At 54.0% G+C, this 26,991-nt stretch carries 21 protein-coding genes; 2 read left to right on the top strand and 19 right to left on the bottom strand.

Features of this window, described 5'->3' with window-relative positions; translation table 11 throughout:
- Positions 1 to 71 precede the first annotated feature (71 nt).
- From HY913_20045 to HY913_19970, 16 genes are all read right to left on the bottom strand, one after another.
- Complete coding sequence (locus HY913_20045) at positions 72 to 1,325, bottom strand: 2-hydroxyacyl-CoA dehydratase (protein MBI4965579.1); 1,254 nt, start codon at positions 1,323 to 1,325, stop codon at positions 72 to 74.
- Position 1,326: 1 nt separating this feature from the next.
- Entirely contained in the window at positions 1,327 to 2,442 is a 1,116-nt protein-coding gene (locus HY913_20040) for a 2-hydroxyacyl-CoA dehydratase (protein MBI4965578.1), read from the bottom strand.
- A 41-nt stretch (positions 2,443 to 2,483) separates the two neighbouring features.
- Positions 2,484 to 3,377: an alpha/beta fold hydrolase gene (locus HY913_20035; GenBank protein MBI4965577.1), complete on the bottom strand. Its 894-nt coding sequence runs from the start codon at positions 3,375 to 3,377 to the stop codon at positions 2,484 to 2,486.
- A 77-nt stretch (positions 3,378 to 3,454) separates the two neighbouring features.
- Positions 3,455 to 4,300 (bottom strand): amidohydrolase, encoded by an 846-nt coding sequence (locus tag HY913_20030; GenBank protein MBI4965576.1) that lies wholly within the window; start codon positions 4,298 to 4,300, stop codon positions 3,455 to 3,457.
- A gap of 14 nt (positions 4,301 to 4,314) precedes the next feature.
- Positions 4,315 to 5,457: an acyl-CoA dehydrogenase family protein gene (locus HY913_20025; GenBank protein MBI4965575.1), complete on the bottom strand. Its 1,143-nt coding sequence runs from the start codon at positions 5,455 to 5,457 to the stop codon at positions 4,315 to 4,317.
- 15 nt (positions 5,458 to 5,472) lie between these two features.
- Positions 5,473 to 5,784 carry a hypothetical protein gene (locus HY913_20020; GenBank protein MBI4965574.1) on the bottom strand — a complete coding sequence of 104 codons (312 nt, stop codon included), beginning with the start codon at positions 5,782 to 5,784 and terminating at the stop codon, positions 5,473 to 5,475.
- A 130-nt stretch (positions 5,785 to 5,914) separates the two neighbouring features.
- A complete protein-coding gene (locus HY913_20015) occupies positions 5,915 to 7,120 on the bottom strand; it encodes an acetyl-CoA acetyltransferase (GenBank protein ID MBI4965573.1) in 1,206 nt (401 codons plus the stop codon).
- Positions 7,121 to 7,425: 305 nt separating this feature from the next.
- The gene (locus HY913_20010) at positions 7,426 to 10,158 is read right to left on the bottom strand and encodes an SDR family NAD(P)-dependent oxidoreductase (GenBank protein MBI4965572.1); all 2,733 of its coding nucleotides are present in this window, start codon (positions 10,156 to 10,158) and stop codon (positions 7,426 to 7,428) included.
- Between the two features lie 139 nt (positions 10,159 to 10,297).
- Positions 10,298 to 12,433: an SDR family NAD(P)-dependent oxidoreductase gene (locus HY913_20005; GenBank protein ID MBI4965571.1), complete on the bottom strand. Its 2,136-nt coding sequence runs from the start codon at positions 12,431 to 12,433 to the stop codon at positions 10,298 to 10,300.
- A gap of 221 nt (positions 12,434 to 12,654) precedes the next feature.
- Positions 12,655 to 13,257, bottom strand: a complete 603-nt coding sequence (locus HY913_20000) for a TetR/AcrR family transcriptional regulator (GenBank protein MBI4965570.1) — start codon at positions 13,255 to 13,257, stop codon at positions 12,655 to 12,657.
- Positions 13,258 to 13,973: 716 nt separating this feature from the next.
- Complete coding sequence (locus HY913_19995; protein MBI4965569.1) at positions 13,974 to 14,855, bottom strand: branched-chain amino acid ABC transporter permease; 882 nt, start codon at positions 14,853 to 14,855, stop codon at positions 13,974 to 13,976.
- A gap of 522 nt (positions 14,856 to 15,377) precedes the next feature.
- Complete coding sequence (locus HY913_19990; GenBank protein ID MBI4965568.1) at positions 15,378 to 16,358, bottom strand: branched-chain amino acid ABC transporter permease; 981 nt, start codon at positions 16,356 to 16,358, stop codon at positions 15,378 to 15,380.
- 7 nt (positions 16,359 to 16,365) lie between these two features.
- Entirely contained in the window at positions 16,366 to 18,165 is a 1,800-nt protein-coding gene (locus tag HY913_19985) for an AMP-binding protein (protein ID MBI4965567.1), read from the bottom strand.
- A complete protein-coding gene (locus HY913_19980; protein ID MBI4965566.1) occupies positions 18,165 to 18,962 on the bottom strand; it encodes an ABC transporter ATP-binding protein in 798 nt (265 codons plus the stop codon). The genes HY913_19985 and HY913_19980 overlap by 1 nt, the downstream gene beginning before the upstream one ends.
- Positions 18,963 to 19,220: 258 nt before the next feature.
- A complete protein-coding gene (locus HY913_19975) occupies positions 19,221 to 19,973 on the bottom strand; it encodes an ABC transporter ATP-binding protein (GenBank protein ID MBI4965565.1) in 753 nt (250 codons plus the stop codon).
- Between the two features lie 3 nt (positions 19,974 to 19,976).
- Positions 19,977 to 21,170 carry an ABC transporter substrate-binding protein gene (locus tag HY913_19970; protein MBI4965564.1) on the bottom strand — a complete coding sequence of 398 codons (1,194 nt, stop codon included), beginning with the start codon at positions 21,168 to 21,170 and terminating at the stop codon, positions 19,977 to 19,979.
- A gap of 604 nt (positions 21,171 to 21,774) precedes the next feature.
- Between HY913_19970 and HY913_19965 the strand changes: the two genes are divergently transcribed.
- Complete coding sequence (locus tag HY913_19965) at positions 21,775 to 21,945, top strand: hypothetical protein (GenBank protein MBI4965563.1); 171 nt, start codon at positions 21,775 to 21,777, stop codon at positions 21,943 to 21,945.
- A gap of 73 nt (positions 21,946 to 22,018) precedes the next feature.
- On the opposite strand, the gene HY913_19960 is transcribed toward HY913_19965, so the two are convergent.
- The 3 genes from HY913_19960 to HY913_19950 all read right to left on the bottom strand — a co-directional run bounded on the left by HY913_19960 (position 22,019) and on the right by HY913_19950 (position 25,140).
- The gene (locus HY913_19960; GenBank protein MBI4965562.1) at positions 22,019 to 22,528 is read right to left on the bottom strand and encodes a YcxB family protein; all 510 of its coding nucleotides are present in this window, start codon (positions 22,526 to 22,528) and stop codon (positions 22,019 to 22,021) included.
- 193 nt (positions 22,529 to 22,721) lie between these two features.
- A complete protein-coding gene (locus HY913_19955) occupies positions 22,722 to 23,420 on the bottom strand; it encodes a response regulator (GenBank protein ID MBI4965561.1) in 699 nt (232 codons plus the stop codon).
- Positions 23,386 to 25,140, bottom strand: a complete 1,755-nt coding sequence (locus HY913_19950; protein ID MBI4965560.1) for a PAS domain S-box protein — start codon at positions 25,138 to 25,140, stop codon at positions 23,386 to 23,388. Before HY913_19950 ends, HY913_19955 begins: the two co-directional genes overlap by 35 nt.
- Before the next feature lie 711 nt (positions 25,141 to 25,851).
- Here HY913_19950 and HY913_19945 point away from each other — a divergent pair.
- Positions 25,852 to 26,703: a GNAT family N-acetyltransferase gene (locus HY913_19945; protein ID MBI4965559.1), complete on the top strand. Its 852-nt coding sequence runs from the start codon at positions 25,852 to 25,854 to the stop codon at positions 26,701 to 26,703.
- Positions 26,704 to 26,991 lie beyond the last annotated feature (288 nt).

Raw genomic sequence — 26,991 nt, 5'->3', positions numbered from 1 at the left:
ACCATCTCCATCGTGCCAGATGCTGTTTAAGTACGAACTGCATCGAAGAACCCTGTGGATAGCTTGGGAACTCACTGGGCCAGTTCCTTTTTCGCCAGCAACATCTCTATAAATGCGTCAGCCCGGGTCTGAAATTGACTGAAAGAAAAGTTTTGGGCATCCATGTGGTCCGCGTCAATGATAACCGAGGGAATCCCGAGTTCCTTTTCCAGGGCTCGCTTTATGTCCATCTGCCCCAAGGTAATGGGGACGCAGGATTTGTTGCGGTGTAGGATCGCTCCGTCAATGGAGTATTCTCTGCACGCCTTGACCACCATCTCAATGCGTTTCCTGATGGACACGCACGAGACGAGAGGGTAGGACTTGAGACTTTTCAGAGCCAAGGCCTCCAGAGGACGGTCTGCGTCCAGTCGCAGGGACCAGGCCGCGGAGTAGGTTTCCGCTACCACCACTCCGCCCGCCTTTTCGAAGTAATTGAACAACTGCATGTTGTACCAAAGCGGGATGTTGTCCCAGAAAAGCCGGAGCTTCTCGTTTTCAACGACGCCTATTCCCGCCTCGGCCCGCTGTCTCACTTCATCCCTGACATTGGTGAGAAAATCCACCGCGATTTGAGTCCCCTGGAGGGTTACCATAACGAACATGATACCTATTTCGGCCGCTGAGAAAGGTGTCGGAACGTGCCTCCTGTAGGTCATAATCTCATCCCACAGAGCGCACGCTTGATCGGAGAGCGCAACCACTTCCTTCAGCCGGTCATAATCCAGCTTGCGGCCTGTGGTCTCGGTGAGGAAGTCTACGAGGCGGCGCATTTCGCTGACCGCGTAATCCAAATGATATTGCCGGATGTCCTCAACCGCCACTTGGGGCAGGTCCGCGGTGAACACACGGGCCTTGGGAAACCTGCGTTCCAGCGCGTGGAATATCTTCATGACCGGGATGCAACCTCCGCCGGGGGACAGCAGGATGTCCGGCTCCGGAAGCGCGCCAAGCGGTGTCGCCTCTTCGTTCATCAGTCCATGCACATACCCTATGATATTCCTGAGATATCCGCAGAGGTCCCGGGAGTAGCCCATTCTCTCGGAGACCTCGAAATTCCTGGGGGACATCCCGAACGCCGCACAGACCGGGGACCAGTTTTCGGGAAACAGCGGTTGCAGGTCCATAGCGTAGAATATCTCTATGGCCCCGTTCATAGGAGGCATCCATCCTACCGGTTTCCCCTGCGCCTTGGCCCGGGCACATTCCATATAGTATTCACCGACCACCTTGTGGAGTTCTTTGGCGGCACGGAGCCTCTTCCTGGACTTCTTGGATTCGTCCATTTTATCTCCCCAACATCTCGAAGAATGCTTCCAGACGGGTTCTAACTTGACCTTCCCCCATACCGGCTTCCTCCATTTCAATTGCGACGCTGGGTATTCCATGTCTCTTGAGTTCTTCGGCGAGCATCGGATGGTCGGCCAGATGAGGGGTGCAGTACTTCTGGAACAAAAAAACTACTCCTTTGGCCTGGGAATCTCTTATCAACCGGAGGATCAGTGGAGCCCTCTTTTCGGCCCTGGATCTGGCCGGACATGGAAATCTATTAATGTAACGGTCAATAAGACGCTCTATGGCTGTCAGGCCCTGTCCAGCAGGAGGATCGAAATGGCGAAGGCCTGTGCAAAGGTCATCCGCCACAACCTTGCCTCCGCATTCTTCCAAAAGTTCCAGGACTCCCGGCTCCTCTACCAGGCTACCGGACACCAGGACAGGAACTCCGCCCGCATCGGAGGCTTCAGTTTTTCTCAACCCCGCGATCAACTCCTCCAGCATCCGGCGGTAATCCTCCGGAGGAGTCACAAATCCGCTCTGAATGACCATGAGGAATTCACCGGCCGAGAGTGGTAGTTTCCCCCGATAACGAAGGCGGTACAGGTCCATGACCATACTTCTTATCTCTCGGTAAAGCTCAAGGGAGTCATCCAGGGCCTTTTCGGTGAATTCACCCCCGATCTCCTCCATTCTGAACTTCAGCTCCTCAATCGCGGACTGGAAGAAGGCTCGGGAGCCTTCGGAATCGTTGTACGGAAATGGAATGGTGTGGAAGATCTCACCGGAAATGTTTTCTTGCCAGATTTTCGCGAGCCCGCATGCAACATCGCAGGTGTATGCCTGCACTACGCCTGAAAGGAAATCGTATTGGCCGGTTAAGGCCTTCTCCAGCGCCTGCCTCATATAGGGACAGATAAAGCTGGGAGTCAGCGTATCGGCCTTCGTGGTAGCGCCGCCTCCTCCCTGCACCCTGACAGGGACGAATCCGGATGCATGGATCAACTCTATGGGAGTATACGTGCAGAAATATCCCAGTATCTTATGGCCGCGGGAGGATAAATCGGTGAGCCGTTTATCCTTCTGGCTTACGGCATTAATGAAAGGCTTCACCAATACGGATGACATGGCCCGTGACACCTCCACGTGTGTATCGGGAATGTGTGATTTTAGTTTTGACGGCCTGCATTAGACCGGATGGGAACATGGCGTATCCATTCGTCGACCTTAGTGGCAAGGGGTTCGGGATTCCGCGCCCATTGAAAGTGTCCGATCCGGCCGGGTCCGAGATCGTTTTCGGTCAAATGCCATTGAGTAAGGCGTGCGTTGGCCATTTTTCGGCACAAGTTATCCGCAGCTTTCTTGGGCGCGAGAAAATCCTTCTCAAAATTGATTGCCAGGACCGGTGTGGTGATTTCGCTCAGGCGCTTCTCAAAGTTATGGTGGTTATTGGCAACTTTGTACCGCCCTGTCAGTGCTTCGTTGGCCCAATCCCGCATCACTTGCCGGGCTTCAATTCCGGCAAATCCTATTCTTTGGCCCGGGAAATAACCGAATATTTCAGCCAGCATTCTGAACAACTGAGTTCCGAACAGCACGCCTATGTTGTGGGGAAAACTCCAGCCGCGAAAAAAAACGGAGCACGAGGTTAGAAGAATCAGCCCCACTACGCCTTCCGGCTCGGTGCTCAAATACAACGTACTGAGCTGGCCCCCCAAGCTATGGCCCAGTATGAAAAAAGGATTTTCCGGGAACTCCCGTTTCACGGCATCCACGTAAGCGGGCAGATCATAGGAGACTATCTCGTGGTAACCGAAATCCGTTTGCCTGGAAGGCCGGACCGAACTACGCCCGTTTCCACGCAGGTCCGCGGTAACCCCAATCCAACCGCGTTTTGTGCCGGCAACAGCAAATGGCTCGTAGAAATCGGAAGTCACACCCAGCGCAGGCACAAAAAGCACCACCGGTGACGAATCATCCATGTTGCCGGTATAAATTGTGATGGCGGACTGTGCGCCGTCCTTCATATTTACTGGACGAGTCTTCTTGCTGACTGCGAACACGCGGCAATTCCATTTCCATGTACAGGAGTGCCCGATGGCGTTTTGCAGAGTTGACTAATGAAGCTGATAAGCGGGGGTTATTGTTGCCCGTCACCCACACCCAGCTTAAAGACCTTTTCGGCATTGCGGTAAAGAAACAACTCCTTTACTTCATCATCCGAGACGATTGCATCGAGCCCTTTCAGGCATCGTTCCGCAGTTACCATGGGATAGTTGGTGCCAAAAAGAACCTTTCCGCGACCGTTCTTGTTGAGATACTCTACAAGCTCCCCCGGATAACGCTTCGCCACATATGCCGATGTGTCAATGAAGACATTCGGATGTTTTGTGGCAACGGCAATCATTTCCAAAGTCCACGGATATCCGATATGACCACAGACTATTCTGAGTTCAGGAAATTCAAGCGCAACCTGGTCGATGTAAGGAATCGGGCGGCCCGGCTCCGACGGGCACAGAGGACCGGTATGCCCCACCTGAAGACACACCGGGACATCAAGGTGGACACACTCAGCATAGAGAGGATAATACCGGCGATCTGTCGGCGGTAAGTTCCAGAGCCATTGGACTATTCTGAGCCCTTTGAATCCTAATTCGTTTATGCAACGCCTGAGTTCACGGATTGCGGCCATTGGTCTGAACAAATCTACTGAGGCTATCCCTATAAAGCGATCCGGGAATCGTTCGACAATTGAGGCTACTTCGTCATTGGAAATTAGCGCGCCTTGAGGCCCCCACCAGGCACTCACCAGGCCCTTCTGAACTTTACCTTGATCCATTGTGGCTATGGTGAACTCCACGGGAATCTCAACCGTGGCCTTCTCCATCCCCGTCCATCTCCGTAGTGATTCGAACATGGGATGGTTGGTGAAGTCCAAGTTCGGATGTTGCATCCAGACGTCAATAATCCTGTACGAGGCTGTCATTGGCCCCTCCCCTGCTAAAGCCCCATGAATTTTGCGGCAATGCCTTTCATGACCTCATTGGTGCCCGCGAAGATCTGCATGACACGGATGTCTCTCCACGCACGCGCGATGGGGTATTCTTCGCAATAACCGTAGCCGCCATGAAGCTGAACGCAGCCGTCGGCCACTCTCATGGCCATTTCCGTGGTCCAGTATTTGGCCATGGAGACTTCAACCACAACGTTTTTGTGCTCCATATGGTCCACGATCAACTTGTCCACGAAGGTACGGCCCAACTTAGCTTCAGTGGCCATCTCCACGATCTTGAACTGGTTGTACTGAAATTTGCTGATTGGTTTGCCGAATGCGGTCCGTTCCTTCGCGTATTTTATAGTCATTTCCAGCATACGTTCCGCGGCTGCCACTGCGGATATGGCTACCAACAGCCGCTCCTGCTGCAACTTGTCCATGAGCATCAGGAAGCCGGAGCCTTTCTGGCCGAGCCGATTGGCTTTTGGCACCCGGCAGTCATTGAAAAACAACTCAGCCGTGTCCTGACTGTGCCAGCCCACTTTTTTCAGCTTTCTGCCTTTTTCAAACCCCGGTGTGGTTGCTTCCACCAGATAGAGGTCGATGGCCTGGTAGGGGTTGGGCTCTTTGGGGTCCCTGGCTGCCAGAACCAGGAGATCGCAGAGAATGCCGTTGGAGATGAATGTCTTTTGGCCGTTGATGACCACATGGTCTCCGTCTTCGACGGCTGTGGTACGCATGGATGCAAGATCGCTACCTGCATTGGGCTCGGTCATACCAACCGCGGAAATGATGTCCCCGGAAATGCAACCGGGAAGGTATTTGTGCTTCAGGTCCTCGGAGGCAAATGCCGTGATATACGGAACAACTACGTCACTGTGGAGAGGCGCAGCCAATCCGGAATGATTCGTGCGGACCAATTCCTCGATCATGATCACTGAATACAGGAAATCCGCTCCCATTCCGCCGTATTCTTCAGGCACGTCCATACAGAGGAAGCCCTGTTCGCCCAGCTTCTTCCAGATGCTTCTGGGCACTATCCCTGCCTCTTCCCACTCCTCGACGTACGGAATGACTTCTTTCTCGAAGAACTTGCGCAGGGCCTGCCGGAAGATTTTGTGCTCTTCAGTGTAATTTATGATTTCCATGGGGATCTCCCCTATCTATCTAGATATTTCAGTCGCGTATTCATTCCCATCGTTGTCGTGAAGAACCAGTCGGCGGGATTTGCTCCACAATGCCTCGTCCATGTAGCAATAAAACGCCTTGATTTCACCCGGCTCAATACGCTGCTCTCCCGCGGGCATCAACGTGTCGATACGTTTTGATCCGTATTCCCCCGCCAGGTCCAGGTAACTGGGCACAATGACCGCTCGATCGCCTACATTCCTGACGTGAATCTCCAGGTTCTGATCCCAGACCCGGATGCTGCAACACGTCTTAAACGACAGGACATCCTCCGCCGAGGAATTCATTATTGCCCTAATTTCTAGCACTTGAGATACCCTCGACCGACGATGCAAGGCGCAATGGTTTTTTGCGGCCTAGCGAGCGCCGTGTCCTAGAAACGTGCGTTCAGACGACTAAATCTCGCGGAGTCCCTTCTCACAATTTCCCGACGATAGCTATGCTGCAGACGTTCATGAACGGGACGCCGCCCAAGTTGTGAGTCAGGCCGTATCGCGGGTCGGGGAGTTGCCTTTCCCCTGCACGGCCATTCAACTGAAGATACATCTCGTAAAGCATTCGCAAACCCGAGGCTCCAATGGGATGCCCGAAGCATTTCAGGCCGCCGTCCACCTGACAGGGGACGCCCCCGCCATCGCGATCGTAGAAGCCGTCCAGGCTGTCATAGACTGCTCGGCCTCTTTCGGAAATATGCAGGTCCTCGTACGTGACCAGCTCCGTGATGGAGAAACAATCATGCACCTCCATCATGCTGATTTCTTTTTTGGGGTCGGTTATTCCGGCCTCCTTGTAGGCCCGCAGGCTGCATTGTTCGGTCGTAAGGAAATGGTCGCCGTCCCAGTCGTTGAAGCCCATCTCTTCGCCGCTGCTGAGGGCCAATTGGAGGGCCTTTACCGTAACAAAGTCCTTTCTGCCCATTTCCTTCGCCTTTTCCACCGTCGTGACGATCGCGCAGGCCGCACCGTCGCTCACGCCGCAGCAATCGAAAAGCCCGAGCGGATGGGCAATAATGGGAGCACCCATGACCTGGTCTTCGGTTACGGGCTTTCTGAGGTGGGCCTTGGGATTGAGCGCGCCGTTGGAATGGCTCTTTACCGAAACATGAGCAATCGCTCGTTTCAGCTCCTGGTCAGGGATGCGATATTTGGCCGCGTAAGCCGTAGCCAACTGGGCAAAAGCGCCGGGCGCGGTAATGTTCGGCCACCACAGCCAACTGAGAGATCCCCAGCTCGAACCGGGATTGGGGAGCCCGCCATAGCCTGTGTCCTTGAGCTTCTCCACTCCCATTGCCAGGGCAAAGTCGTACGCGCCCGAGGCCACAGCGTAAACCGCACCACGAAAGGCTTCAGTGCCGGTCGCGCAGAAGTTCTCCACGCGTGTCACCGGGATTAAAGGGAGGCGAAGCGTCATGGACAGCGGCAACGCGCTTTTGCCTACATTGACCTCATCCATGCAGGTGCCGAGCCATGCAGCCTGGATTTCGTCACGATCTATCCCCGCGTCGCTCATGCACTCGGTGAAGGCTTCCACCATCAGTTCTTCCGCGCCCATATCCCATCGCTCACCGAAGCGGGTGCAACCCATCCCTAATATCGCCACCTTGTCCTTAATTCCTGTAGCCATGTTCGCTCCTCCGGTTTTTTCGGGAGAGGGGATTGCCGGGGAACCCTTTTTTGCAAAAAAGGGTTCCCCGGACCCCTCCCCAAAAACTCCCATATCTCGCCGCCATTACCGCGATCGGCGGTAATGGCTGGCCTGCATTCATCCAACTTCCTTCCAAAACTTAAGAATCTTCAGCTCCTTGAGGCCAGGCGCCCCAAGTCACAACAAGAGTTTTTTTGGTCATGATAGAAAGTTTTTTGAAGGGGGCGCCGGGGGAAATTTTTGTTCACAAAAGTTTCCTCCCGGCAATTCTTCTCCTCCCCTCTTTAAAACTTGAATAGTTTTTCGATGAGCTGAGACTTCATCAGGTCGCCTTCGATTTTGAGTTTACCCGACGTGTAGGCCTGCATGGCGTTGAGTTTCTTCGTCATCAGGGCCAGGAAGTCTTCATCCGACATTACGATGGTGGTGGTGGGCTTATCGTGTGTCCCCGGAGCGGCATGGCATTTGCCGTTCTTCACCTCGACGTACCATTCACCGCCGCCCGGGCCGCTGATCCGGTACTGAAAGACGACATCCAGACCGGCTGCCTTGTCCGGCTGGAACGCCGCTTCGATGCCATCGAAAACCGCCTTGACCGTCAATCCGCCGCCGGTCTCGCTCTTGGCCTTATCTTTCGGCTCGAAGGCTTCCAACATGTCTCCCAGAGCGCTTGTAAGATTGTAAGACTCTTTTGCTCCGTGGAGATCATTGATCGCATTCCATTGCTCATGAATCTGCTCGGGCGTAGGCGGGGTTTTGCCGTCGCCTACTACCGCGCCCGGTCCGGTAACCACTGCGGCCCGGTTGAAAACACCCATTCCTGCATTGAATATCATCCCGGTTTCAGCAGACGCGTCGGAACAAAGATACAGGACAATCGGCGCCACAAACTCGGGTTGGACCTTCTCAAACAGATCCGGCGGCATAACGTCCTGGGTCATACGTGTCGCTGCGGTGGGAGCGATCGCATTGATCTTGATGTTGTGCTTTTCGCCTTCCAGCTTCAGCGTGTTCATCAGTCCGACGAGTCCCATTTTGGCCGCGGAGTAGTTGCTTTGGCCGAAATTGCCGTAAAGCCCCGACGAAGACGTGGTCACGATGATGCGTCCATAGCGGTTGTCCCTCATTTTGAGGAAGGCCGGACGAGTGACGTTGTATGCGCCGTCAAGGTGCACTGAGCGAACCGAGGCCCATTCCTGAGGCTCCATTCTGGCAATGGTCTTGTCTCTGAGAATTCCTGCGTTGTTGATCAGAATGTCCACGCGACCGAAGGCCTCGACGGCTTTGTTGATCAGCGCCTCGCCTCCTTCGGGTGTGGCCACCGAGTCATAAGATGCCACGGCTTCGCCGCCCAGGGCTTTTATTTCCTCGACTACCTTGTCCGCGGGGCTGGACGAACCTTGGCCCGCGCCGTCGCGCGCGCCGCCGAGATCGTTGACCACGACCTTGGCTCCTCGTTTTGCAAGTTCCAAAGCGTACACACGACCTAAGCCGCCGCCCGCGCCCGTTACCACCGCTACTTTTCCGTCAAAGCGGATCTCCTGTGCTTCCCCTTCCGCGGGCACTGGGATAGGCATCGGGACTGCCTTCCAGAAGTAGCCTGTAAAGCCTCGGTCCTTATCCGTATATCGTTTCCGGAAGGAAAGCTTGACAGGCTGTCCTACTCTCACGTCAGACAGCTCGCAATCGGTAAAGTCGGCCATGAAACGGCCGCCGCCGTCGAATTGGACCATGCCGTATACAGCCGGGGGATCCAACGACACGGCTAACAAATCGCCGGTAAAGCTCTTGACCGTGGCAGGGACTTCGGCGAATTCGTAGTCTTCCTGCGTGTGGCTGTCTCGACACTCCGGATTAACGCATATATCCATCTTGGGAAACTGCGGAGTTCCGCATTTGGTGCATTTCCCGCCGACCATTCCCAGCAGCATTTTGCGTTTGCGCCACAGGACCGTCATCGCGGTCTGGGAAGGGACCTCGGCCCGGATACCCATTTCTGTTTGAATAAGGTCGCGGAACTTCAGAAATTTAGGATAGTTGTCTATGGTTTTCTTGTTTTCCAGAGAGCCCGTAACTCCAGATCTTGGCTGCAATTTGGTGATGTTTTCAGTAACTTGGAAATACAGAGCGTCGCAGCCTTGGCCAAAGCCTGCCAGGAGAATCCGATCGCCGGGCTTCGCGTTCTCGAGGGCCTGAACAAACATGACCAGTGGATGGGCCGTGCCGGTTTCACCACAAGCCTCGTGCAGATTGTCCACCACTTTGTCAGGGCCCGCTCCGAGCTTTTGAGCTATCTTTCTATGCTCGGCCTTGAAGAAGCATGGAAAAACGAATTTGTCCACATCGTCCATTGAAATGGAAAGCTTCTGGAACAGGCCCGAAACCGCCTCGGGAATGATCTTGGAGTAGCCTTCGTCACGAACCCATCGCTCTTCCCACATGTAATCGTACTGGTTGCGGTCCCCGCGGTAGTGGTCCACGAAATCGTGAGAAAGCGAGTAAGAGCCTTTGAATTCCGCAATTACGTCCGAGTCTCCTACCATCACCGCGGCCGCGCCGTCACCGAACCACATCTCGTAGAAATACGCGGCTTTGGCCTCCCGTTTGTCCGAAGCGACAACCATAGCCTCGTGCACGTCGTTATTCTGGACCGCGGACAGAGCTGTTATCAGCCCCGTGGTACCCGCCTTGAGGCACGATGTGCAGTCCTGGGCGAGGATGTTGTTCTTCAGATTTACCGCGGTCTTCAGGATACCCGCGTTGAGCCGGTCGCTGAACGGGAGCGTGGTGGAGCAAAGATAAAGCGCATCCACGGCCTGTTTGTCCACACCTTTGAGGCAATCCTGGGCCGCGGCCACTGCCATGGTCAGGCTGTCCTCGTCCCAGTTGCAGAAAGACCGCTCACCCTGCGCCACCATGACAATTGCCGGAGCAAACCAGCCCATGTTTTGAAAAATGCTCATGCGGTTCAGCCGCAGTCGAGGAATATAGCCGCCGTAAGAAGTTATGCCGATCATGGTTGGCTCTCCAGTTTTTGGTCACCGGGCTTGAGGCGGCTCAGCGCCCGATGAGGATGGAGGGGGAGACCATCTCCCTCTCCAAGCCTCCCCCATCGTGATCCGAGGCGCGTGGGCTCGTCACCGGTGAACGGTTACCTTAGATGGATCCAAACTTGAACAACTTCTCGATGAGTTGGGACTTCATCAGATCACCCTGGATTTTCAACTTGCCTGAAGTGTACGCCTGCATCGCGTTCAGCTTTCCGGCAATCAGACTCAGAAAATCCTCATCGGACATGTTGATCGTAGTTGTAGGGCTGGCATGCTCTCCAGCCTTAGCTTCGCATCTCGCGTCTTTGATAATCATCTGCCAGACGCCCCCACTCGGGCCGGTGAGCCGGAACTGGAATACCACATCCACTCCCGCAGCCTTTTCCGGCTGAAAAGCGTCAGCGATTCGATCAAAGACCTTTTGGACAGTCAGGCCGGGGGCTGCTGCACCCTGCTCATCGGGCTTCGGAGTCAAATTCTCCAACATGGCCATCAGAACCGCCGTGGCTCCGGCATATTCTTTCGCCCCTTCGAGAGAAGCTATGCTTTTCATTTGGCCGGCCACCTGTTCCGGGCTGGGGATCTCCTTCCCGCTGCCGATAGTAGCCCCCTGGCCGGTGACAATTGCGGAGCGGCTGTAATAGCCCATGCCCGCGTTGTAGATCGATCCCGTCACCGGGCACTGCTCAGAGCACAGGTAAACCACCAGCGGCGCTACCAATTCCGGCTTGAGCTTTGACGTCAGATCCGGAGGGAGAAGGTCGTCGGTCAATCGCGTCGTCGCTAACGGCGCAATCGCGTTGACCTTGATGTTGTGCTTTTCGCCCTCAAACCGGAGAGTGTTCATCAGGCCGACCAGCGCCATCTTGCCGGCGGAATAGTTTGTTTGGCCGAAATTCCCGAAAAGCCCTGCCGCGGAGGTAGTAAAGATGATTCTGCCGTAACCGGCCTCTCGCATTTTCAGAAACGCGGGCCGGGTTACGTTGTACGCGCCGTCAAGATGCACTGAAAGCACGCCGGACCATTCCTGCGGCTCCATCTTTGCCAGGCTCTTGTCGCGAAGGATTCCCGCATTGTTTATCAGTATATCTACGCCGCCATAGGCCTCCACAGCCTTGCTCACGATGGCTTGGCCGCCTTCGGCCGTGCCCACGGAATCGTAGGTGGCTACCGCATCGCCACCCAAGGCTCGGATTTCCTCCACCACCTTGTCCGCGGGGCTGGCAGATCCACCGCCCGAACCATCTCTGGCTCCCCCGAGGTCATTGACCACGACTTTCGCTCCACGCTTGGCCAATTCCAAAGCATAGGTACGGCCGAGGCCCGCTCCTGCGCCGGTTACGATTGCCACTCTTCCATCAAACCGTATCCCCTGCTTGCGGTCGCGATCTTCCATCTCTTCGCGTGTCAACCATTCCACAACCCCGCGGTCGATGATCACTTCACCCGTCTCCGCGTTGATCGTCCTAAAGAGGGCCTTGCCCTCCTCAAGTTTCCATATCTGGGTCTTTATAGGCACGCCCGGATAGATAGTCCGCGAAAACCGGTTGCGGAAACGCTTCATTCGCTCAGGCTCGCCGGGGAACAAGTGCTTGATCACCGCTCTGCACGCGTAACCGTGAGTGCACAGGCCATGCATGATCGGCTTTTCAAAGCCGCTAAGCCGCGCGAACTCGGGGTCCACGTGAAGCGCGAAAATGTCCCCACTTAGCCTGTACAGCAACGGCTGATTGGTCGAAGGGACCGCGTGCTCCTCGAAATCCGGCGGCCGGTCCGGGAACTCCACGGGCTCTTTGGGCGAGTCAGGGCCTCCAAAGCCGCCGTCGCGACGACCGAAGACCGTGCAGATATTGGTGAAAAGCCTCTGACCGTTGGAATGGTACGTGTCGGCCTCGGCCACCACCAGTGCGCCCTTGTCCGCGCCCTTATCGTAAATGTGAGTGATCGAGCCTTCTGTGGAAAGCGTTCCCTCGACGGGAATGGGGTTGTGAAAAATGAGGTCCTGTTCCCCGTGGAGCACACCCGCGAGGTCCACATTTGCACTGATTCCGACCTGCGCAAGGAAGTCGAACACCGCTCCGATGGAAAAACTGGGGATGACCTTCAGCCGACTCTCATAACAGTATTCCAGATCATCAAACCCAGCCCCCACACCGAGCGCATAAAGCACGACATCCTTCCAGTCGTACTCCCTGGTCACAGGACCGATCTTCTTGCCAATACTCCCAAGATCAAGAGCCATCTCATCGCCTCCACGGGGAAGAGAGTTTGAAAGGAGGTTTTTGCGGGAGGAAACTTTATTGCAAAAAAGTTTCCCCCCGCACCCCCCTTCCAAAAACTCCTGCAATTTCGTCAAACCTGGGCCGAGGCTCCGGTACGCGAGCGACCTGAACTTCAGCTCCCAACACGTTACTGTTTGGTGCCACGGATGTGTCCCGCGCCCGGCGGGACTCATCCGTGAGGCTATACCGTTTCTCCGGTTGTTTGCCCACCAGCGAACGCGGGCAACAGAATGAACTTCAGGGTTTGTTTCACCATCGAGGTGTATTCGTCCCTTTTTACCTTGAGCATGGATCGAAAAAAATCCTCACCGGAGATGAAGCTGTATATCGCATTCATAACGGCCAGGACTTTCATGCTCTCAGGCTTCGGAACTGCCCTCTTGTCGCTGCAAAGCCCCATGGAGCGAGCAATATCGGAGATAAGCTCCGGCACATGAATATCCAGGATAGATTCATCCCGAGTCTTGGCAAAGTAACGAAACAGAATGAGGTTGGAGATTTCGGAATGGTCGAAGAGATAGTCGGTCATCATATCAATTGCGATGTCCATCCGCTGGGCCAGCGGCAGACCGTGAATCACGGATTCCACTTCAATGAGCTGTTGGCGCAGGTCTTCGTTGATATCCAGGACCACCGCTTGGTAAAGGTCGCCCTTTTCTCCCCAGTGGTAGTGCAGGGTTGAAATGTCAATCCCGACTTCCTCGGCGATCATCCTTGTGGTAGCGCCATGAAACCCGTATTCCCCAAATACGCGTCGAGCCGCGACAAGGATTCTCGCCTTCATGGAGTCAGGGTCTCTGCGTGCTTTTTCGAGCGGGGTCGCCATCTGGATATTCCATCTAAGTGTTCCATCAATTGATGGAGATCATAAAATAGGCAACCCACGGTGTCAAGGGAAAATGCTTGCATCTTTATAGCAGTTCTCGAAAGTAATGACCGATGGACCTATGGGTGCCACTGCTGGCTTGCCCAGCAGTGCCGGTCCACTCGGAAGGAACTTTCGAGAATCACTATAGAAAGGCAATAATGGTGGGCGTGAAATGGAGAGGCAGGCGGGACGCCTGCCCCAAAGAGTCAGGCAAGAAGAAACTCTCTCACAAATCATCGGCGTTCGGGAATCGTGCTCCGCGGGGTGGCCCGGAGGCCACTGCCTCCGGGTTCCGAAGGAACGAAAGGGGCTGTTTCGAGAGCACTGACCGATCCAACGTCTGTCGGTGCTATTCGCAGGCTGGAAATCACCTCCTGTCGCTGCGCGAGCCGCTGGTGGGACCGGCATCTTGCCGGTCATCCTAATAGACAGGCTGGAAGCCTGTCCCACCACACGTCCGGGCCACCCAGACTGTCATTGCGAGCGTAGCGAAGCAATCTCGGCGATCGAAGGCAGAGATTGCTTCGTCGTTCCACTCCTCGCAATGACATGAAACCGACAGGTCCGGGGGACAACTGTAGATCGACGTTCACCTCATCGTTCCCATGCCCTTCCACTCTGCCGGGGGAGCGCTAAACCCTCTCCTTGAACTCTTCTCCCAGCAACCCTTCCGGTCTGAGGAGCAGCACAAAGATAATAACAATAAATGCGAGGCTGTTCTTGAACGCGATGGAGAGGTACCCACCGGTGAGGGCTTCCGCTATGCCCAGGAGGAGTCCGCCGACAATCGCGCCCGGAAGGCTGTTGAGTCCTCCGAGTATTGCAGCGGCAAACCCCTTAAGGAAAGGTTCCAGCATGAAGAATGGATCGAGAAGCAGAGCTGGCGCGAGGAAGAGCCCGGCCACCACGCCCAGGGCTGACGCAAGGCCCCAGGAAAAGGCCAATATGCTTCGCGTCGGAATTCCGAGAGTCTGAGCAGCGGTCAGATTCTCCGAAGTGGCCCTCATGGCCAGGCCCAAACGGGTTTTTTGCACGAGCAGGTAAAACAGGAGACAGCACAGCAAACTGATCCCCAGAGTCCCAAGGCTCAACTGACTTATGGTGATGCCGCCGAGCCTATAAATCTTCGTTTCAGACAAGGGAAATGGGAAAGCCTGAGGTTCAGTCCCGCCAAAGTACGATATGACGCCCTGAAGAATGAGACCTAGTCCCAAAGTAAGAATGATCTGCCCCAGTTGAGTGGCATCACGCCTCTGAGCGGGCACCAGGATGACAAAATAAAACGCCATGGCCAGCGCCGCGCCGGCAAGCAGGGCAACACCATATGCCACGCTGAAAGGCGAATCCATCCCCAGCAGCATGAAAGCCACGAACGTCCCGAAGGTCGTAATATCTCCATGCGCAAAATTTAGGATTCGTGTGGAACGGTAAATCAATACCAGCCCCAACGCTACCAACGCATAAAGACTGCCCGTCGATAACCCCGAAATAAAATACTGACCAAATTGCTGCATATGGGCTTCCTTTGGAATTTTGAAGAGTTTCCGGGGAGGGGCTTTTTGCAAAAAGCCCCTCCCCGGACCCCTCCGCAAAAACTCCTATGTCATGTCCGCTGTTTCGCCTCCGCTGGCAGCGGAGGCGAAACAGCGGATACGACATGAAGCTGTTGAAATGGCACGAGCTAAAAAGCCCTTTTACACAATTTATGCCCGGAGCCAAAATTTTTGTCCGAATGCAGTTAGTTTGCGTAGAGGCAGGTCCCCGTGCCTGCCCTAGTCCCAACGAGACCCCAGGACAACGGCGGACGAGTGAATCCGCCCTGCGAGTCCACTGCTTCTCTTTGAACGCGAGAAATGCCTTCACGCACAGTCGCAAGAGACGAATCGGACAGCAAGTTTTGATCCTGGTTCCCAGGCCCTGCCTGGGAACCACATGATACAAGAGTTTTTGGGGAGGGGTCCGGGGAACCCTTTTTTGCAAAAAAGGGTTCCCCGGATTAATCCTCACTCTTTCTTCTTCCCTGCCTCTCCCGCTTCCTACCGAAACGGCCAGTTTCGGAGGTAGAGTCTTGTTTTGTACCAGCGGCCTGCGAGGCCGAGGGGTTCGAATATTAGGATGACAAGTATTGTTACGCCGAAGATCACCGGGACCATTTGCTTGAACGAACTCAGGAGCTGCGGCACGAGGATGACAAAGACGGCTCCCATGATAGCGCCTTCCACTGACGCCAACCCGCCGATGATCACAGCGACGAACAGGGTGATGGACTCCATGAAGGTGAACATGTTCGGTTCCAGGTATCCGATAAATAGGGCGTAAAGCCCACCCTGAATGCCCGTGTAGAAAGAGCTGACAGCGAAAGATAGCAGTTTGTAGTGGGTAAGATTCACTCCAACGACTTCCGCAGCGATATCGTTGTCTCGTATCGCTATGAATGCGCGGCCCATGTACGACGAAATGATGTTGTACGAAGCTAAAGTGAAGAGCAGAGCTATAATGAAATTAAAATAGTAATTAAAGGTGATCTTGGACATGCCCAGGATGGGCGTCAGTTTCGGAACCGTCAGCCCCATGCGACCGCCGGACAGAAGTTCGGAGTTCGCCAGAATTTGGTAGACCGCGATTCCGAACCCCATTGTAGCGATGGCCAGGTACGGCCCTTTCAGCCGAAGAGAAGGAAATCCTACAAGGACGCCGAATAGCCCCGCCGTGACTCCGGAGCACAGCAGAGTCACCGGCCAGGGGATATCCAACCGAGCCAGGTGGCCGAAAGTGAAAGCGCCGATGGCCAGAAAGCCCGCCTGCCCAAAAGATATCTGGCCGGTGTATCCGATAAGGAGGTTCTGGCCCTGCACACCGATGGCATAGATGCAAATGATAGTTGCGATGTACGTTACGTGTTCCGGCCCGTACAAGGGCAGTAGAAACAGCGCTAGCACGATGGCGCCGACCCACACACGGGTCCAGGGTTTTCGAATGAGTTGAAGCTCTTCGCGATAGGATTGTATCAAGTCCATTTGTTGCTCATTTTCGGTAAAGGGAGTCTATTAGGTCTGCGTAACGCTTTTCCAGGAAACGCCTTTTCACTTTCTTGGTAGGGGTGACATCGCCGTCTTCTTCGTAGAATCTCCTGGGAAGCAGCGCGAATTTCTTGATGGATTCTACCTGGGAAAGCGTCTTGTTAACTTTGGAGACTTCCTGCTCAATGAGTTTGTGAATTTCCGGATTTTGTGTCAGGTCTGCGAAAGTAGTGAAGGGGACCCTGTGGTCCTGAGCGTATTTGGTTACATTGTCCTCATCAATCAGTATGAGGGCCGACAGGAACTTGCGGCCGTCGCCAATGACCACAGCGTCCTGTATGTAAGTGCTGAACTTAAGCTTGTTTTCAATGAACGCTGGCGTGATGTTTTTCCCTCCGGCCGTGATAAGAATGTCCTTTTTCCGATCGAGGATCTTGAGAAACCCATCATCCATAACCCCGACATCTCCAGTATGGAGCCATCCGTCTACAATGGTTGACGCGGTTAGCTCCGGGTCTTTGAAATATCCTTTAAAGACTCCGGCCCCTTTGACCAAAATCTCTCCATCGTCCGCGATTTTGGTTTCCATGCCTTCCACGGGCTCGCCTACGTATCCCCATCTGGGTCGATCGATGCGCTGGATCGCGATTACGCCGCTGCTCTCAGTTTGGCCGTACCCTTCCCTCAGAGGAATGCCCAAGGCATTGTAATACTCGAAAAGCTCAGGTGATGCCGGTGCAGCCGCACACACCGCCCATCTGACTCGTTCAAAGCCAAGTTGGCGCTTCAAATGCCAAAGCACCAGCCAGTAGAACGGCCAGTATAGAAAGCTCCAGAGAAACCGTTCGTTACTCCCGGCCTTGGTTTTCACGTAGCGCATACCGAGGGCCATACTAATACGGTAAAGGGTTCTCTTAACCGGAGGCGCGTCGGACATTTTAATTTCGATCATTGAGGAAAACTTTTCCCAGATTCGAGGCACGCTGCAGAAAATTGTCGGAGATACTTCACGAAGGTTCTGCGAAAGCGTGTCCATGCTCTCGACGAAATTCACCGTTGACCCGGCCCGGACCGACATAAAGAGTGAGATGAGATTTTCATAAATGTGAGCGAGGGGCAGATAAGAGACCATTTCATCGGATTCGAAGGCCTGGCTGGCCGACATGAACGACTCAGTGATACTCAGAATATTGTGGTGGCTGATCATTGCGCCTTTGGGGCGGCCGGTGGTACCTGATGTGTAAATGATCATTGCCGTATCATCCGGCTTGATCGCTTTCATCCGCCGATCGACGCATTGCGGGTCCTGGCGCAGCTTTTCCCTGCCGCGTTCGAGATACTCGTCAAAAAAAACGATTTGCTCATGGGCGAAACCCCATAAGCCTTTAGGGTCCCAGACAACAATTTGGGCCACTTTGAGTTCATCGAGGATTTGGAGCACCTTATCAACTTGTTCTTCATCTTCCACGAACAGGACTTTGGCTTCGGAATGGCCTACCACGTAGGCCACTTGCTCCGCGGCGGAGGTAGGATACACGCCACAAGTGACACCGCCGGCAGACATGGTCCCGATATGACAGAAGAGCCATTCAGGACAGTTGTCCCCGAGGATGGCCACCGCGTCTCCCGGCTGAATCCCCGAAGAAATAAGAGCGGCTGCCACCTCTTTGGCCCGCGTCCCATATTCGGTCCAGGAGATCCTCTTCCAGATGCCGTATTCCTTGTGCCGCAGAGCCACTGCATCCTTCTTGCGTTCCACCTGCTTGAAGAAAAGCTCCGGGAAGCTTTGAGCCTCTACCGGCATTACCATCTCCTCCTCTTCTTGTAGAGTCTCCATCCCTTGGGAGACGCAGCGGCCTCTCCGCCCAGGCCGAGGTAAAGCTCCTGCACGTCCTCGTTTTCTGAAAGCTGTTCGGCCGTGCCTTCCAGGACAATGCGTCCGGCTTCCATTATGTATCCGTAATTCGCGATGCTCAGTGCAAGGCGAGCGTTCTGTTCAACCAGCAGGATGGTCGTTCCGCCCTGACTAATTTCTCGAAGAGCGTCGTAGACCACCCTTGCCACCATTGGAGCTAAGCCCAGGGAAGGCTCATCGAGCATTAGCAGCTTTGGCCTTCGGAGCATTGCTCTTGCTATGGCCAGCATCTGCTGCTCTCCACCGGAGAGAGTTTCAGCCTGTTGCCGCGATCTCCCCTTGAGAATGGGGAACAATTTGTACAGGTGTTCCAGATCATCACGGATGCCCTTGTCTTTGCGTCCCCAGCACCCGAGGTCAAGGTTTTCTTCAACGGTCAGTTCGCGAAATAAGCCCCGATCTTCCGGCACGTACACAACCCCCAGGGATGCGATCCGCTCCGGGGCGAGCCGATGAATGCGCCGTCCTGTGAATTCTATGATTCCTTTTTTGGGTTGGTCCTTGAGAAGCCCTGCTATGGTCTTGAGCAGCGTGGTTTTCCCCGCCCCGTTCGGCCCCAGGACGGCAAAAATTTCCTTTTCCTTGACCTGCAGAGAAAGCCCGTGAAGCGCATAGATTCTGTCAAAATATAAGGTTTCTATACCCGCGATCTTGAGAAGGGGCTCTGACGTTTGCTGATCCACCATGTAACCGATCCTTTTGGCGGGAAGAACAAAGGCTTTTCGGGGAACCCTTTTTTGCAAAAAAGGGTTCCCCGAACCCTTCCCAAAAAACTCTATTATCCCCGCAGTATTTCCCCGGGCTTGCATCGTAAGTCCTTGGAAATACTGCGGGTCAATCCTTTCGGCCCCTAAAGGCTGTTCTATGTACCGATGACCCGCGTTGAAGGGCACGCCTGGATGGTGTGTCAGCTCCAAACACTGGGCTTTTGTCGGAAAGAGATTTCAGCCGTCGCCCAGATAGGCCCTGATAACCTCCGGATTGCGTTGAACTTCCTCCGGGGTCCCTCTAGCTATCTCTATGCCGGACTCGAACGCCACCATCCTATCCGCAAGCCTCGACGCTATACGAAGATCGTGCTCTACCAGTAGTATGGCAGTCTTGAACCTGCCCTTGATTTCCATGATTCGATAGGCTGACTCCTCTTTTTCTTCGGAAGTCAGACCTGCAATGGGCTCGTCGAGCATGAGAAGTTTGGGCTCCAAAGCAAGGGCACGTCCCATTTCCACACGTTTCTGGACGCCGTAAGGGCAGTCTGCCACCCGCGCCTGCCGATAAGCCTGAAGATCCAGAAAGTCAATGATCTCCTCCACCACTTCGCGGTGCCGCAATTCCTCACTTCTCATCCGCAGGACAGCGTGAAGGGGATTCTTCCGGAATTTAGCGTGCCTGCCCAGGAGTAAGTTATCGAGGACATCCATATGGAGGAAAAGCCTGAGGTTTTGGAACGTCCGAGCTATCCCTCGAATCGCGATAGCGTCTGGGGAGAGCCCGTTAAGGCTCTTCCCCTGGAACCGTACTTCCCCCGTGGTGGGCTGGTACACCCCGGAAATACAGTTGAAGAGCGTGGTCTTGCCGGAACCGTTGGGACCGATAACCGTCAGAATTTCATGCTCCTCAACCTGTAGGTCGACCCCCGATAGGGCGCGGATGCCTCCAAAACTGATGAACAGCTTATTGACTTCGAGAAGAGCCATAAACTAGAACCGCGGTTTGAAAATCGTGTAGTCTTCCAGCGGAACGTGTTTGCCCTTTTGGGCTTGACTCATGCGGGAAGCGTTGACCCCGTGGCGGCGATCCGCGGTATATGTGACCGGCGCTCCTATGCCCTCGGGCTTCCAATCCTTGATCTGTTCCATGCCTTTGATCATGGATTCAGGAGTCAGGTTTTTGCCCGCCTTTTTGAGCCCCTCGACAAAGTGCATCATCGAGACGGCCCCGAACAACGCCAGGTATTCTTTGCCTTTGATCTGCGGATCGTATTTCAACATGATTTCCGCGACTTTGTCGGACGCGGGATCGGCTCCCGGGATACCTGAATTCCCGGGCAGGGCAATATATGTCCCTTCCCACACGTCACCGGCAACCTTATACATTATGGGGTCGCCGAGGGTGAAAGTTGTCAGAGCCTTGGGCCGATAGTCGATCTTGGCCATTTCCTTGAGGATCAGGGCCCCGTGGGTTGGGGTTGTATAGATGAGAACTGTGTCCGCTCCCGTTTCCTTCATCTTCAGTGCATGGGTAGAGAGGGCTCTTTCGGTAACCTCGTAAGGCACCGCTCCGGCAAGCTCTCCTTTGCCTTTCTCCGCGTCCAGAGCTTTCTTGACTCCGGTCATTGCCTCCTTGCCGTAATCATCATTCTGATAGAATAGGGCCAGCTTTTTTGCTCCCAGCTTATTGACAGCGTATTTGGCCAGGTATTCCGCCTCGTCTTCATAGTCCGGATACGAGATAAATACGTAGCCACGTTTGTCTTTCGGCATTTTTTCCCAGATGCGCACATCCCCGTAAGCTGTGATCAACGGAATCTTGTTCTCCAGGAAGAAATCTTTTGCTGCATTGAGAATCGCTGTGCCCAGCAAACCGCAAACTGCAAACACATTGCCTTTCATTTCCTGAAGATTGGCTAGGGCGCGGGTTGGATTGTAGGCGTCATCCTTCAGTATCACTTTGATCTTGCGGCCGTTGACTCCGCCTTGTTCATTGACGTAGTCCGCCCAAGCTTTCATGCCTTGACCGGTAACACCCCACAGAGCGGCAGGACCGGACAATGGAGTGGTCACCCCCACGACGACCTCAGTATCCGTCACGCCGGGAACGTCTGCGGCCTCGGAATTCCCTGACATCAAGGCCAGAAAGATCACCAACAAAACAAGAAGTCCTTTGGTCTTCATCGATCAATCCCCCTATTTCTATTCATTGCTTACCTTCCAGTAACGCTTACGGTTTTCCAAGCCCAACGCGTTGTCCGGGGTCACCCCCTTCCTCGAAAATGGGCAATCTCAATCTGTTTTCAAAGTGTTTTGTCCGCGATGCAAACCTATCTTTGTCGCGGCTTTCCTACGCGGTTTCCTCGCTTCACCAGAAGTACACGTGAATCTATTAGGGAGGCTGTTTATTCGTCCTTGGGTCAAGCGAACAAAGGTTGCGGCCGGACCCCCACATCAGCGCGGTTATGACTTTGACGCCCGGCCCTCCGCATATGACACCAGTGGAGAGGGGGCGTACTTGCTCAAGTTTGGCCGGGATGGCTTGCTAATAAGGTCAGGAACTTTCACCTGAGCCGTTCTGGTTGGTGAAAGGTTATCATTGCGCGGCTATGATTACATGATCCGGTTGCCGAGATCAACTGAAAATCACCATTTCCGGTAATCATTCACTTACGTGCGGGAGCGTCTCCCATGCCCCGAAGGGGCAGCCCGACGGTAGCCACGGGCGTAAGCCCGTGGAGAATGGCCCACACAATCTTTTGGATCACCGACCCTGGAGGGGTCGACCATGAATGTGAGTTGGACTTCGGTATTGGACGACCCCTTCAGGGTCGGTGATTCGGGGCTGTGGCAGTGCTTCCGGCCCACGGGTTACACCCGTGGCTACCATTGGTACGCCCCTTCAGGGCTAAGAATCCCTTCCACCCCCGCAAGACTGAATGGTTACCGTTTCCGTTAATCTGCCGGTTATTCGAGGGACAACCGACCTCTCCACTGCCGGCGATTTAAGGAGAATCCGATCAGCAGGTAGACTATCTCTTGAGCTTCTCCGCGGTTTGGAAAAACTCGTCGAAGGCTTCTTCGGTCTGAAATGCACGCCTTGGCACCACAAAAGCAGTCACAGCGCTCCCGTAAACGTAGATCACATCATCCGCTCTGATTATTTTTTCCACCGCGGCCCAACCGACTGTGGTCTCGCCGTACTCGGTAGTCTCGACTATTGAATTGGGAAGGAGCTTCAGAGCATGTTTTCCAACCATTGCTTTGTTTTGTCCTTCGAGGAGAAAGCGGGTTACGTGTTTTCTTGTTATTCTTCGTTCAATCCAGGGCCACGTTGCGATCCACAGTCCGGTAAACAAAATCCATGAAAGGATCAAGATCAGGGGCGGCGGGAAGTCGATGACCGCAATGAGCAATCCCAGCATGACCGGCACAACGTACCGGCTGAGCCACCGGTTCCGCAAAACAGCTCGCGAATGATCAAAATGATAAAGATTAAAGGCCACTAGATCATCCAGAGTGATTTCATACTGTAAAGTCATCCGCTCCCTCCAAATTCCTCCAAGATCCGGGAACCTCATACCCGCTTCACTTCTGTTCGTAGTGTTGCTTTCGGGAGTGCAGGACCTAAGCGAACGTACGCTCAGGTTCCGTAACGAAGTATCTGAAAGAAAAAAAGCCGTCAAGCCCATTCCGGCTTAACGGCCTGCGATCGTCATTCCGATTGATGCTTGGTCAGGCTTGGCTGTCCGGGAGGATCCCGAATTCCTTGAGGTAGCGATACAAAGAGTCACGAGAAATCCCCAGAAGTTTGGCTGCCTCCCTCTTGTTACCCTTGCACCGCTGAAGAGCGCCCAAACACATCGAGCGAGTGACTTGCTCGGTGACCTCTCGCAAGGTTCGGCCATCAAAGTCAATGTTCAGCGAACACTCCATCAAGGCTCTTTCCAAAGCGTTCTTAAGGTCATATACAATTGCCGGCCGGAAAGGACCGACCGACCGAGTTTCGAGTTCTACGACACCGCTATTTGGAGGTTTACTCTGCTTCAGGCAATTCATGACCTCCGTAAAGGAAAGAGCGGTTTGTATGGAAGCATGCACCGATCTTGCGCTCACGGGCTTTACTAAATATCCGGCCGGTACGGACTCCATTGCCCTTGAGAGGAGTCTCTCATCGGAATACGCGGTCAGGTATACGATCGGAATGTCGGAATGGGACTTAATCGCTTTTGCCGCATCAATCCCGTCGAGTTCCCCATCCAACATGATATCCATTAGGATGAGGTCAGGGGATGTTTCGCGGGCACTGGCAATGGCATTCTCCCCGCTCGATTCCACCGAAACCACCTCGTAGCCCAGATCACTCAGCCCGACCTCCATATTCAGGGCCACAATCCTCTCATCCTCCACAATCATGATCCGATGTGGCATCATTTTCCATTCCCCTTCGTCGCACTTTGGTTCCTTTGAATCTCAGCCGAAATTCGGAGCCCCTGTCCCTCAGCACGCTGATTTCTCCGCGAATCTGTGCGGCAAGACTGCCAACCAACTGCAGTCCCAATGTTTCCCGGCTCTCAAAACCGACGGATTCCGGCAAGCCGATGCCGTCGTCCGCCACCCGAAGTTCAAACTCGTCTTCACCAACGGGGCACAGGGTTATTTTCACCTCTCCTTTTCGCCCCCCAGGAAAGGCGTGTTTGAGGCAATTGGAGACAAGTTCACTCACAATCAGCCCCAATGGTATGGCGGTATCAATTCCGAAAGAGGCCCCGGAGACCTCGGTGCTCACCTTGATGGCGCCACTTTCCCCGAGCCTGTAAAACCCGTAAACATCACCCACGAGGCTTTGGAGATATTCCGAGATGCCGATCCCGGCAAGGTTTTCGGATTGATAAAGTTTTTCGTGTACAAGCGCCATGGCGTTGACACGCCGTTCAGCATCTCTGAGGATTTCGGCCGTGGGCTTTCCGTCACTGAAGCGAGACTGAAGTTCGAGCATGCTGTTTATGACCTGAAGATTGTTCTTCACTCGGTGATGGATCTCTCTGAGCAGCAGCGCTTTTTGGTTCACGGAGGCTTGGAGTTCCTTCTCCATGCGATGCCGATCCGTGATATCCAAGGCCACGCAACCGAGATATGTTTGGCCCACTGCATCGCGGAGTGGGAACTTGAATGCCAAATAGTACCGAACCATACCGTCAGGGTCTAAGACGGCTTCCGTTCTTTCCACCATTTTGCCGGCCTCCACAACCGCCTTGTCGGCTTCGTCGAAGCGCTCTGCGAGTTCAACCGAGAAAAGCTCCGAAGCCTTCTTACCGAAGAAATCCTCGTCAGAGAGGCTGAAAAGCCCTTTCCAATTCTTGTTGCCATAAATATGGCGACCCTGATCATCCTTAAGGAACGCGAGAATGGGACTATAATCCATGAATGCTTGAAACCGCATTTCACTAGACAATAGGGCTTCTTCCGACTTCTTTCTATCGGTGATGTCAAACCAGGCTCCGATGATCTCCACCGGTTCTCCAGCCTTGTCGCGGATAAGGTTTATCTCATCACGCATCCACCGATATGCTCCGTCCTTCCCCAAGAAACGGTACTCTATGACTCCGCTTCCTTTCTGAAACAGGTTTTCCAGGTGCTCCACGACCTTCGGCTCGTCCTGCGGATGCACATGGGCAGACCGGAAATAGGGGTCCTTGGTAAAATCCCGAGGCTCGTAACCCGTCTGTGATCGGATGCTGTCACTGATGAAGGTGAAGTCATAAGGATGGCACGGCTTTGCCGCGTAGATGCTCGCCGGGTTCGACGAGAGAATGTGAGCGAGCCACAGGTTGGCCTTGCGCAATTCTTCGGTCCGTTCTTTAACCCGGCTCTCGAGTTCTCGACGGGCATTCTGCAATTCATGGTTGGCACGTTGGAGTTCCCTCCGTTTCCTAACCTGCAGAATAATGAGAAAGGTTACGATGATCCAAATGACCGAATCTTTGCACAGTTCAAACCATGCTATCGTGTCTTGTGAGGGAGGTACGTCCCAGACGTGCCAACGGAAGATTACCTCGCCCCCAAAGTGGATGCTCATAAGGATCAGGAGGGCAATCCACAGCCAAAGCCGCTCAAGGCCGTTGCCGCCGGCTTTATGCGTCGCGGGGTTCATTCTTTCCCTCTCGGCGGGATACTTCTTGCATCATCTGCGCACCGGCTCTGAGACTTCCCGAGCCTCTCCCACAGCCGCAAAAGGCTAGTCAATCAATTCTCGTCACAGTGCCCTGATTTAGGGCACTAGCGATTTTCGCAAATAATTTCCGATTGGCCGTAACCAGAGCGGCCAAGTCTTCAATTCCACATGGAAAAAACATAACTGTTAAGAACCATTCTAAGATGTGGCGCCATCTAAGTCAATATATTGGGTCGAGTCACGTGTTACGCCAATGCGCCTTCGTACAAATGAACGTGGCGGGCTGCCCGCGGAACCGCCACCACCTTATGGTAGCGGCCTGCGGCTCTGCCGACCATGGCTTTTGTCGCTTCTTTGAATGCCCATTCCCGAGAACCCGCCCGAAGGCAACCGGCAATCCCGCGTTCAGCGCGGGACGGGCCCACAGGCGTTTCCAGGCTTCGTTGTGGGCCTTTGCCCCCAACAATCTCGTTTCGCCGGACAGACTGTCGTGGTAACATTGGTCGTTACCGAACTGCTGGAGTCACGGCACGTGAAGATCTAAAGATACCTCTCTCGACTCCCATGAACTCGTGTCGGTGTGGCATGAAATCGGCCTCCGCTTTTCAGGCCTTGTCCCTGACCGGTAGCCGACGACCCATAATGGGAGTACGTTCGACAAGAGGCAATCCGCCAAAGGGGAGTTCTTATATGAATTCGGGCTCTTTCTCCATACGTCGAATGAACGCAAGTGAAATTGACATGGCCATAGATTGGGCTGAAGCGGAAGGCTGGAATCCCGGAATCCATGATTCGGATTGTTTCTACGCTGCCGATCCGAATGGCTTTCTGATTGGATTATCGGATAATGAGCCTGTTGCAATGGTTTCGGCGGTTGCGTACGGTGACTCGTATGGATTCATGGGTTTCTACATTGTTAAGCCGGAATTCCGAAACGAGAACTATGGGGTGCAATTGTGGGACGAGGGCCTGCGATATTTGGAAAACCGGTGCGTCGGGCTTGACAGTGTCAGGCCGGATCTCGTTTCCCACAAAAAGCCCGAATTCAAACCTGCTTATACGAACTATCGCTTTAAATGGATCAAAGGTCAGCAATGGGCCGTTGCTCCTGAAGTCATTGACCTTTCCCGGGTGCCATTCTTAATGGTGACTGCATACGATTGTGAGGTCTTCGGGTTTTCGAGAGAAAGCTTTTTGAAATGCTGGATAAGCCGACCGGGCACAAGAGCTTTGGGCATAATTGAAGATAACAAACTCTCGGCATATGGGGTCATAAGGGAATGCCGAGAAGGATTCAAAATTGGCCCCCTTTTCGCGGACAATGCAGAATTTGCACGGAGATTGTTTGAGGCTCTCACAACAGACGTGAAGATGGGCATGCAAATCTATCTGGACACGCCCGCAAGAAATCCTGAGGCGGTAACGATCGCTCAAAGCTACGGTATGACCGAAGTGTTCCGGACCACAAGAATGTATAACAGACAGGAACCTACTTTTCCGCTGGACAAATGGTTTGGCGTAACCAGCTTTGAACTTGGATAGTCAAATTGTGTTGTTCCGTTCATTTCCGATTCTCGTCAGGCGTGAACCTCTCCGCCCAAACGGAACTCGGGAACAAAGACGGGGCAAGTCTCTTCTTGTCTCTTGTGCGCTCCTCCTGATATAGGGCGATAGCTGAACATGAGCCTAGCATAGATCTGGCCATCGGCCTTTTTTCAACTTTCAGGACTAATGATACCAGTTCGCTATTATTCTCGTAACATCAAGAATAGTAGCTGTCATTGCGAGGAGCGAAGCGACGAAGCAATCTCTCGCCACTGAGATTGCTTC

Origin of the sequence: Desulfomonile tiedjei, assembly GCA_016212925.1 — a bacterium.
In the GTDB taxonomy this organism is placed as follows: domain Bacteria; phylum Desulfobacterota; class Desulfomonilia; order Desulfomonilales; family Desulfomonilaceae; genus JACRDF01.
This window is presented reverse-complemented; position numbering and strand designations above follow the sequence as displayed.